Raw genomic sequence first — 8849 nt, 5'->3', positions numbered from 1 at the left:
AAACAGAAAGATCACCCCATGACCAGCGTGACCGAAGCCTCCACCCTCTCCGCCGCCGAGGCGATGCGCGCCCGGCGCAAGGCCCGTCTCGCCCACGGCCTGAACCGCACCGCCGCCACCCTGCAGATCGTCGGGCTCGGCTGGCTCAGCCCGCTGCTCCGCATGGCCGCCGGGGACAGCCCGCGCCAGCAGGGGCGGGAGCTGTGGCAGCAGATGGGCGTGCCGCTGACCGCCCTGATGCTGTTCCTCGCCGCCTGGGCGTGGCTGGCGCCGCAGGTGAACACCAGCCTGGGCGCCATCCCCGGCCCGGCCCAGGTGTGGGAGCAGGTGGGCGTCCTCCACGCCGACCACAAGGCCGAGCGCGCCAAGGAGGCCGCCTTCTACGACCGGCAGGCCAAGCGCAACGCCGAGCTGCTGGCCAAGGACCCGAGCGCCGAGGTGAAGACCCGGCCCTACGCCGGCAAGCCGACCTATCTGGACCAGATCGTCACCAGCCTGAAGACGGTCTTCACCGGCTTCCTGCTCGGCGCGCTGGTGGCGGTGCCGCTGGGGGTGGCCTGCGGCCTGTCGCGCACAGTCAACGCGGCGATGAACCCGCTGATCCAGATCTTCAAGCCGGTGTCGCCGCTGGCCTGGCTGCCGCTGGTCACCATGGTGGTCAGCGCCACCGTGTCGAGCGACAACCCGACCTTCGAGAAGTCCTTCCTGACCTCCGCCATCACGGTCACGCTCTGCTCGCTGTGGCCGACGCTGATCAACACGGCGGTCGGCGTGTCCTCCATCGACAAGGACCTGATGAACGTCGGCAAGGTGCTGCAACTGTCTGGCCCGACGATGGTGCGCCGGCTCGTGCTGCCCTCGGCGCTGCCCTACATCTTCACCGGCCTGCGGCTGTCGCTGGGCGTGGGCTGGATGGTGCTGATCGCGGCGGAGATGCTGGCCCAGAACCCCGGCCTCGGCAAGTTCGTGTGGGACGAGTTCCAGAACGGGTCCTCCTCCTCGCTCGCCCGCATCATGGTTGCGGTCTTCACCATCGGCCTGATCGGCTTCCTGCTCGACCGCGTCATGCTGGCCTTCCAGGCCGCCGTTTCCCACACCGGCACCCGCTGAGGAGTCCCCGAGCATGGCCATCCTTGAGCTGAAGAACGTCGCGAAGTCCTACGGCGGGACCGAGGTGCTGCGCGGAATCGACCTGTCCATCGCGGAGGGCGAGTTCGTCGCCATCGTCGGCTTCTCCGGCGCCGGCAAGACCACGCTGGTCAACCTGATGGGCGGGCTGGCCGCGCCCGACGCGGGGGAGGTGCTGTTCCGCGGCGAGCCGGTGCGCGGGCCGGGGGCGGAGCGCGGCGTCGTGTTCCAGAACTACTCGCTGATGCCCTGGCTCAGCGTGAAGGACAACGTGGCGCTGGCCGTGGACGCCGTGCACAAGGGCAAGGCCTCGGCGGAGCGCGGCGTGCTCACCCGCCGGGCGGTGGAAACGGTGGGGCTGGGCCACGCCACCGACCGCCGCCCCAAGGAGCTGTCGGGCGGCATGCGCCAGCGCGTCGGCTTCGCCCGCGCGCTCGCCATGAGCCCGGAGATGCTGCTGCTCGACGAGCCGCTGTCGGCGCTGGACGCGCTGACCCGCGCCAAGCTCCAGGACGAGATCGAGGCGATCTGGCGCAAGGACCGCAAGACCGTCGTCCTTATCACCAACGACGTGGACGAGGCCATCCTGCTGGCCGACCGCATCATCCCGCTGACGCCGGGTCCGGGGGCGACGCTCGGCCCGGCCTTCGCGGTGGACCTGCCGCGCCCGCGCGACCGCACCGCCGTGAACCACGACCCCGACTTCAAGCGCCTGCGCGCCGAGGTCACGGCGTGGCTGATGGAGGCCGGAGCCAGCCGCGTCGCCGCGGTGGTGGACGAGACCCTGACCCTGCCGGCGGCGACGCCGATCACCGCCGCGCCGCCGCCCAAACCCTATCTGGCCGGGCAAGCCGGCGGCCTGTCCGACGACCGCTACGTCGAGTTCAGCCGCGTCACCAAGACCTTCGCCACGCCGAAGGGGCCGCTGACCGTGGTCGATGGCTTCGACCTGAAGATGCGCAAGGGGGAGTTCATCTCGCTGATCGGCCATTCGGGCTGCGGCAAGTCCACGGTGTTGTCGATGGTCGCCGGGCTGGCCGACGTGTCCAGCGGCGGCATCGTCCTGGACGGCCGGGAGGTCGACGGCGCCGGCCCCGACCGGGCGGTGGTCTTCCAGGCGCCCAGCCTGTTCCCCTGGCTGACCGCGCTGGAGAACGTGATGCTGGGGGTCGACCGCGTCTACCCGCAGGCCGGCCGGGGCGAGCGCAACGACATCGCCCGCTACTACCTGTCGCGCGTCGGGCTGGGCGACGCCATGCACAAGACGGCGGCGGAGCTGTCCAACGGCATGAAGCAGCGCGTCGGCATCGCGCGGGCCTTCGCCCTGTCGCCAAAGCTGCTGCTGCTCGACGAGCCCTTCGGGATGCTGGACAGCCTGACCCGCTGGGAGCTTCAGGAGGTGCTGATGGAGGTGTGGGCGCGCACCCAGGTCACCGCCATCTGCGTCACCCACGACGTCGACGAGGCGATCCTGCTGGCCGACCGTGTGGTGATGATGTCCAACGGGCCGAACGCCCGCATCGGCCACATCCTGGAGGTGGACATCCCCCACCCCCGGACCCGGCAGGCCCTGCTGGAGCACCCCCGCTACTACGCCTACCGGGAGGAGTTGCTGAACTTCCTGGAAGGCGGGCATCGCGGGACGGTCAAGGCAGCGTAAGGGGAGAACGGAGCGGCCATGGCGAACAAACCCTTGACCATCCTGGTGGCCGGCCCCGACGCCGACGCCACGCGCCCGGTGAAGGACGGCTTGGCCGGGGCAAGGGGCGCCGACCGGATCACCGTTCTCCATGGCTTCGCCGATCTGCCGGCCCGCAGCGCCGCGCTGGCCCCGGACGCCATCGTCGCGGTGTTGGAAACGCCGGACCCTGCGACGCTGGACGTCGTCTTCCGCCTGGCCCGGTCGGGAGCCTGCGCCGTCCTGCTGTTCGCCGACAAAGCCCCGCCGGGGGCAGCGGCGCAGGCGGCGGAGGCCGGGGTGGCCGCCTTCGTCCTCGACGGGCTGCACCCCGCCCGCGTGCGGCCGATCCTGGAAACCGCGCTCGCCAGATTCGCTGCATTTGAAACGCTGAAACGCGAACGCGACGAGGCGCGCGCACAGCTCGCCGACCGCAAGCTGATCGAGCGGGCGAAGGGCATCCTGATGCAGCAGAAGTCCCTGACGGAGGAGGCGGCCTACAACGCCTTGCGCAAGGCGGCCATGAAGCAGGGGCGCCGCATCGCCGACATCGCGCAAAGCGTCATCACCGCCGCCCAGATTGAGCTCTAAAGCGAACTTCCGTTCGCTTTGGATTCACATCGCCTCATTCGCCAGCTCTCAGCGGATGCCTGTGGCATCCGCCTGCCGCCAGCGGGAACTCCGTTCCCACGAGAGGCCGGGCTTCGGCCGCATGTGCGTCCGGGACCGCCGTCGCGGTCCAAAGCGGATTGCAATCCGCTCTAAGGCGTTTCAGATCAAGGACTTCAGGTAGAAATGATACTGAACCGCCCGTTTGCTTCCTAGACCGGAGGGCGTGGCTTCGGTCGGACCGGCGACGGTGCGTCCCCTCAATAGTGCCAAAGCGTGCGAGTCGCGGCAAGCTGTCGGTTTTCCGGGATCGCTGGACTGAAGCCTGAAATCGCGGAAAACGGCCGGATTTCCGCCACGGCAGGATGGCTGGCGACCTCCGGTGGCCGAGGACGATCGCCGCCAGTTGATTCCGTCCAACAAGAGGCCGGGCCTCGTTGCCGATGTCCACCAGCGAATGCACGGCTTCGATGAGTATGGACGCGCTGCCGGTCATCGTGGCGTGGACGACCTTTGTCGATCCTTCCGGCGACCGCTTTCGGACGGCTGGCGGCCCCCGCGTGCGGATGCTCTCCCGCGCCGGTCCGCGCCACGGCCGTCCCCAGCGAGGAGCCGCGGCGGCGCGCGGAACCTGCCCGGCGCCCAGCGCGAGGCGGCGGCACAGCGCGGCCAGGAACGCGGGCAGCGCGGAAGGCCGCGGCCAACGCATATGTGGAGCGGGAGGGGCTGGGTCCGGCGGCATCGCCGCAATGGACGCCGGGGGAGCGGAAGTGGATGGAACGGCGCGCGGTGCCGGGGGTCGAACGGCGCGCCGCCCGTCCAGAATATGGCGGATCTGCTCACGGGCGCGGGAAAGCCGCGAACGGATGGTTCCCACCGGCACGCCCAAGCGGTCTGCTGCGTCCTGGTACGAGACGCCGTCGATGGTGACCAGCTGGATCAGGTCGCGCTGCAGCGGCGGAAGGGCACGGATCGCCTCTCCAACCTCGCCCAGGGCGACCCGCGCGAACTGCGGCGGCGGAGTGACGCCGTCGTGTTCGTCCAGTTCGACCTGCGGGCGCCGGTGCCGGCACCGGCATTCGGTGAAGAACAGGTGCTTCAGGATCGTCGTCAGCCAGGCTTCCAGGTTGGTGCCCGGCTCGAACTTGTCGGCGTTCCTCAGCGCACGCTCCAGACAGTCCTGCACCAAATCCTCGGCGGCCGCGCGCTCGCCCGTGAGTTTGAGGGCGTAGCGCCGCAACTCCGGGATGCATGTCAGCAAGTCCTCGCAGAAGGATGTGGGCATGCCGAACCCCTGCTTGCTCGCGGCGGCTGGCCATCGGCGGGCGGAGGGCCATTGCCACGCATCAGGAGTCCAACTCGCCGCCTTCGGCACGGTTCCGCAGTTCAGCACATATGTGCGCGATTTAATGATTGGCGCTCAGAGAATCAGCCGCTGGATCCGCTGCCCCAGGGAGGTGTAGCCGGCAAAACTGGTCAGCCGCTCGCGATCAAGGATGGTGAGCCGCCCGTCCTCGACATGGGCGAGCCGCCGCTCCCGCAATTCGCTGAGCGAGCGGTTGACGTGGGTTCCCGACAGGCCGGTGGCGTCGGCGAGGTGGCGGCGGCGCAGCGGAAAGTCGCAGCAGCCGTCCTTCAGCTCGCCCGCCCCCTCGAGCCGCTCGGCCAACTCCAGCATCAGGTAGGCGAGGCGCTGCGGTCCCAGCGTGCGGCCAAGCACGGCGAGCCGGCTGTCGGCGCGCCGCTTGTCCTCGGCCAGCGTGTGGATCAGCGCCCGGTTCAGCGCCGGGACCTCGGTGCACAAATTGTCCAGCGACGGGGCTCTCAGCCGGCACAGCACGACCCGCGTCAGCGCGGTCACCTCGTAGTCCCAGTGGCCGAGCAGGGCCACGTGCAACCCGAACACGTCGCCCGGCAGCAGGATTTCAACGATCTGCCGCGAGCCGTCCGCCAGCTGTATCGACCGGAACCCCCAGCCCGAGTAGAGCGTGTAGATGAAGCCACCGGCCGGTCCGGAGCTGAGCAGCTTGGCTCCGGCCGGCCGCACGAGCTGACGGTCCCGGAGCTTCGCAACATAGCTGAGTTCATCCTCGTCGAGTTGCTTGAACAGGCGCGACCGTCGCAAGGTGCAATCCTGGCACGCCACGTTGGGGGCGCCGTGGCGGGGAAGGGTAGGGGTGCCGTGATCGGACGTCTGTTCCATGGACCGTTCGTGTGATGAGCCACCCTGCGGAGGGCATTCGGGCGCTCCGGTCCGTTCAACGGCCCCGGTCGCGTCCGCGCCCTCCGCTTGCCAGCATATGGTCCCTGCGCAAACGCCGCGCAGCGTCCTCGTCGCCGACGAGGGCGAGGAAGGAGTCGGCCGCCCGGTCCCAGGCGTCGCGTTCCTCATCCGGCCGCGGGTCGTAGCCGGGCCCATGATGCCCACCGAAGCCGTAGGCGCCCACCCAATCGTCGCCGGGGCTTTGGGCGGCGGTTCCGGATGGGCGGCGATCAACATAATCGGTCTTCATTTCGTTCACCTGGCCGGGGAGTCCCGGTGTCCGCTGATGATCTCTCTTCGCCAACGACGGCTCTCCAGGGACGTTCCACCTCCACTGTGTCCGGTCAGCCACTCCGGCTTCTGCACGCGCTTGTCGTCCGGCTGCGGGTCGGGAAGGTCGCTCACCGTCACCGAACGGGCGGCCGCGATTTCCTCGGGCTTGCGGTGGCGAACGAACACCGGCTTGACGCGCCACGTCACGGTGATGGACCGCCCGGCCGCGACCGGAGCGAGTTTGACCTCGATGGAGGCGAGCGCCAGCGTGTCGGCCGCCGGGTTCATGCTGTCCACCACCGGCCACCCGGATGTGCGGCGGGGCGGGATCGGTCTGCTGGGCCTCGCCACCTCTCACCCCATCGACCGGTGGCTGATCCGCCGCGTCCTCCTCACCGGGTGAAATAGTCGCTGAGCGCCAGGCCGAACAGGATTGCCAGCCACAAGGGTGCCGCTGCGCCGGCCAGCCGCACCAGCGGTCGGGTGCGCCGGAAATGCATGTAGAACCACAGGATCAGCGCGGTCTTGGCGACGGCGATGCCCAGATTCAGGACGGTGTTCCAGGAGCCCAGGTGCAGGAACGAGACGCCCACGGTCGCCACCAGCAGCACCATCAGCGCCACCCACACCAGAACGGAGGTCGCGCTCTCTCGTCGAAGCATGGGGAATCACCGCGAAACCAGATAGAGGGTGGGGTAGAGGAACATCCAGACGATGTCGACGACATGCCAGTAGAGGCCCGGCAGTTCCACGCTGGTGCTGCGCTCCGGCACCTTCAGATAGCCGCCGAGCACCCGCGCCGACAGGCCCAGCATCAGCAGCACGCCGATGGTCAGATGCAGCGCGTGCAGCCCGGTGGCGGCGTAGTACAGGTTGAAGAACAGCTCGGCGCCGGGCTGGTCAGCCAGCCGGAATCCCGGGCCGGGCATCAACCCCTCGCGGAACTCCGTGACATACTCGTATGCCTTGATGGCCAGGAAGACGACGCCCAGTCCCGCGGCGCCCGCCAGCAGTCCGGCGGTGCGCTCCTGCCGCCCCTGCCGCGCCGCGGTGACCGCCAGCGCCACCAGCAGCGAACTGGTCAGCAGCACCCCGGTGTTGAGCGTGCCGAGCAGCTTGTCCAGGTGGCCGCTGGCGAGGCGCACGCCCTCCGGCATCCGAAGGCGCACCACGGTCAGCGCGAAGAACAGCGCGCCGAACATCATCGCCTCGGTGGCGAGGAACAGCCACATGCCGAGGTGGTTGGCCTCCTCGCGTTGCCCGGCGTGGACGAAGGGCTCGGTCGTCATCCTTGCTCCTCCCGGGCCGGCGGGTAGTCGTAGGCCTTCCAGGTCACCACCGGGATCTCGTCGAAATTGTGCTTGGGCGGCGGCGAGGGGACGCGCCATTCCAGTCCGGTGGCGCCCCACGGGTTGGCGGGCGCACGCGGCCCGTAAAACAGCGACCACAGCAGGTAGACCAGCGGCAGCAGGTAGCCGACGCCGAGCATCACCGCGCCGGCGCTCGACAGCACTTCCCAGCTCAGGAACTCCGGCGGGTAGGAATGGTAGCGGCGCGGCATGCCCAGCCAGCCGAGGATGTACTGTGGGAAGAAGGTGATGTTGAAGCCGAAGAAGATCAGCAGCGCCGAGATGCGGCCCCAGAACTCGGAATACAGGCGCCCGGTCATCTTCGGCCACCAGCAGTGCAGCGCACCCAGGTACGCCGACACCGCCCCGCCGACCATGATGTAGTGGAAATGCGCCACCACGAAGGCGGTGCCGTGCGCGTGCACGTCGAGCGCCAGGCTGGCCAGGATCAGCCCGGTCAGCCCGCCGAACACGAACAGCCCGATGAAGCCCATGGCGTAGAGCAGCGGTGCCCTCAGGTCGAGCTGGCCTTTGTAGAGCGTCGCCGTCCAATTGTAGACCTTGACCGCCGAAGGTGCGGCGACGAGAAAACTGAGAAAGGAAAAGACCATGCTGGCGTACATGGACTGTCCGGCCACGAACATGTGGTGGCCCCAGACCAGAAAGCCGATGATGGCGATGGCGATGGAGGCGAAGGCCACGAACTCGTAGCCGAACACGCGCTTCCGGGAGAAGGTGGTGACCAGCTCCGTCACCACGCCCATGGACGGCAGGATCATGATGTAGACCGCCGGGTGGCTGTAGAACCAGAAGAGGTGCTGCCACAGGAGCGGGTCGCCGCCGAGGTCGGGGTCGAACACGCCGATGCCCAGCGCCCGCTCCAGCGCCAGCAGGATCAGCGCCATCGCCAGAACCGGTGTCGCGAGCACCAGGATCACGCTGGTGGCGTAGTGCGACCACACGAAGATCGGCAGCCGGAACCACGTCATGCCCGGCGCGCGCAGCGTGTGGATGGTGACGATGAAGTTCAGCCCCGTCAGGATGGAGGAGAACCCCACCACGAAGATCGCCGCCGCCGCCATGACGGTGTGGCCCGGCGCGTACTTGGTGCTGAGCGGCGTGTAGAGCGTCCAGCCCGTTTCCACCCCGCCGGCCACCAGCACGTAGGCGGTGAACAGGCCGCCCAGCACATAGATGTACCAGGACAGCAGGTTGAGGCGCGGGAAGGCGAGGTCGCGCGCGCCGATCATCAGCGGGATCAGGAAGTTGCCGAAGACCGTGGGGATCGACGGGATCAGGAAGAACCACACCATCACCACGCCGTGCAGCGTGAAGGCGCGGTTGTAGCCGTCGGCGCTCAGCAGGTCGAGCTTCGGCGTCAGCAGCTCCAGCCGCACCGCCGCCGCACCCAGCGCGCCGAGGAAGAAGAAACCGGTGATGGAGACCATGTAGAGGATGGCGATGCGCTTGTGGTCGGTGGTCAGCAGCCAGGAGCGCAGCGTGTAGCCCGCCTCGATGTAGGTGCGGGGGCGGGCTACACGCTGCGCTC

The 8849-nt window shown here is 68.8% G+C and carries 11 protein-coding genes; 4 read left to right on the top strand and 7 right to left on the bottom strand.

What is annotated here, in order from left to right:
* The first annotated feature begins 18 nt into the window (after positions 1 to 18).
* Genes GBZ26_RS23415 through GBZ26_RS23405 form a run of 3 tightly spaced genes read left to right on the top strand, consistent with a single transcriptional unit; the run spans position 19 to position 3397 of the window.
* Positions 19 to 1110: an ABC transporter permease gene (locus GBZ26_RS23415; RefSeq protein WP_174440911.1), complete on the top strand. Its 1092-nt coding sequence runs from the start codon at positions 19 to 21 to the stop codon at positions 1108 to 1110.
* A 13-nt stretch (positions 1111 to 1123) separates the two neighbouring features.
* The gene (locus GBZ26_RS23410) at positions 1124 to 2788 is read left to right on the top strand and encodes an ABC transporter ATP-binding protein (protein WP_174440910.1); all 1665 of its coding nucleotides are present in this window, start codon (positions 1124 to 1126) and stop codon (positions 2786 to 2788) included.
* A gap of 18 nt (positions 2789 to 2806) precedes the next feature.
* Positions 2807 to 3397, top strand: coding sequence for an ANTAR domain-containing response regulator (locus tag GBZ26_RS23405; protein WP_174440909.1), 591 nt, complete (start codon positions 2807 to 2809; stop codon positions 3395 to 3397).
* A gap of 34 nt (positions 3398 to 3431) precedes the next feature.
* On the opposite strand, the gene GBZ26_RS23400 is transcribed toward GBZ26_RS23405, so the two are convergent.
* From GBZ26_RS23400 to GBZ26_RS23385, 4 genes are all read right to left on the bottom strand, one after another.
* The gene (locus GBZ26_RS23400) at positions 3432 to 4700 is read right to left on the bottom strand and encodes an RNA polymerase sigma factor (protein ID WP_174440908.1); all 1269 of its coding nucleotides are present in this window, start codon (positions 4698 to 4700) and stop codon (positions 3432 to 3434) included.
* Positions 4701 to 4835: 135 nt separating this feature from the next.
* On the bottom strand, positions 4836 to 5618 hold the full coding sequence (locus GBZ26_RS23395) for a Crp/Fnr family transcriptional regulator (protein ID WP_174440907.1): 783 nt from the start codon (positions 5616 to 5618) through the stop codon (positions 4836 to 4838).
* A 55-nt stretch (positions 5619 to 5673) separates the two neighbouring features.
* Positions 5674 to 5928 (bottom strand): hypothetical protein, encoded by a 255-nt coding sequence (locus GBZ26_RS23390; RefSeq protein WP_174440906.1) that lies wholly within the window; start codon positions 5926 to 5928, stop codon positions 5674 to 5676.
* Positions 5929 to 5933: 5 nt separating this feature from the next.
* Positions 5934 to 6239, bottom strand: coding sequence for a Rieske (2Fe-2S) protein (locus GBZ26_RS23385; protein ID WP_174440905.1), 306 nt, complete (start codon positions 6237 to 6239; stop codon positions 5934 to 5936).
* Between GBZ26_RS23385 and GBZ26_RS30745 the strand changes: the two genes are divergently transcribed.
* The gene (locus tag GBZ26_RS30745; RefSeq protein ID WP_282184344.1) at positions 6220 to 6354 is read left to right on the top strand and encodes a hypothetical protein; all 135 of its coding nucleotides are present in this window, start codon (positions 6220 to 6222) and stop codon (positions 6352 to 6354) included. The two genes, GBZ26_RS23385 and GBZ26_RS30745, sit on opposite strands and share 20 nt — an antisense overlap.
* On the opposite strand, the gene GBZ26_RS23380 is transcribed toward GBZ26_RS30745, so the two are convergent.
* The 3 genes from GBZ26_RS23380 to GBZ26_RS23370 form a co-directional block, all read right to left on the bottom strand.
* A complete protein-coding gene (locus GBZ26_RS23380) occupies positions 6344 to 6613 on the bottom strand; it encodes a cytochrome C oxidase subunit IV family protein (protein WP_174440904.1) in 270 nt (89 codons plus the stop codon). The genes GBZ26_RS30745 and GBZ26_RS23380 overlap by 11 nt on opposite strands.
* Before the next feature lie 6 nt (positions 6614 to 6619).
* Positions 6620 to 7240: a cytochrome c oxidase subunit 3 gene (locus GBZ26_RS23375; RefSeq protein ID WP_174440903.1), complete on the bottom strand. Its 621-nt coding sequence runs from the start codon at positions 7238 to 7240 to the stop codon at positions 6620 to 6622.
* On the bottom strand, positions 7237 to 8849 hold a 1613-nt coding region (locus GBZ26_RS23370), incomplete at its 5' end, for a cytochrome c oxidase subunit I (RefSeq protein ID WP_425599360.1). The genes GBZ26_RS23375 and GBZ26_RS23370, both read right to left, overlap by 4 nt.

Origin of the sequence: Azospirillum formosense, assembly GCF_013340925.1 — a bacterium.
Classification (GTDB): Bacteria; Pseudomonadota; Alphaproteobacteria; order Azospirillales; family Azospirillaceae; genus Azospirillum; species Azospirillum formosense.
The sequence above is the reverse complement of the archived record's forward strand: the minus strand, read 5'-3'. Positions and strand labels throughout refer to the sequence as shown.

Excerpts from the sequence above, each read along its gene's own strand:
- GBZ26_RS23410 (WP_174440910.1), top strand. The coding sequence starts at position 1,124 with ATGGCCATCCTTGAGCTGAAGAACGTCGCGAAGTCCTACGGCGGGACC.
- GBZ26_RS23390 (WP_174440906.1), bottom strand. The coding sequence starts at position 5,928 with ATGAAGACCGATTATGTTGATCGCCGCCCATCCGGAACCGCCGCCCAA.
- GBZ26_RS23405 (WP_174440909.1), top strand. The coding sequence starts at position 2,807 with ATGGCGAACAAACCCTTGACCATCCTGGTGGCCGGCCCCGACGCCGAC.
- GBZ26_RS23415 (WP_174440911.1), top strand. The coding sequence starts at position 19 with ATGACCAGCGTGACCGAAGCCTCCACCCTCTCCGCCGCCGAGGCGATG.
- GBZ26_RS23395 (WP_174440907.1), bottom strand. The coding sequence starts at position 5,618 with ATGGAACAGACGTCCGATCACGGCACCCCTACCCTTCCCCGCCACGGC.
- GBZ26_RS23380 (WP_174440904.1), bottom strand. The coding sequence starts at position 6,613 with ATGCTTCGACGAGAGAGCGCGACCTCCGTTCTGGTGTGGGTGGCGCTG.
- GBZ26_RS23400 (WP_174440908.1), bottom strand. The coding sequence starts at position 4,700 with ATGCCCACATCCTTCTGCGAGGACTTGCTGACATGCATCCCGGAGTTG.
- GBZ26_RS23375 (WP_174440903.1), bottom strand. The coding sequence starts at position 7,240 with ATGACGACCGAGCCCTTCGTCCACGCCGGGCAACGCGAGGAGGCCAAC.
- GBZ26_RS23385 (WP_174440905.1), bottom strand. The coding sequence starts at position 6,239 with ATGAACCCGGCGGCCGACACGCTGGCGCTCGCCTCCATCGAGGTCAAA.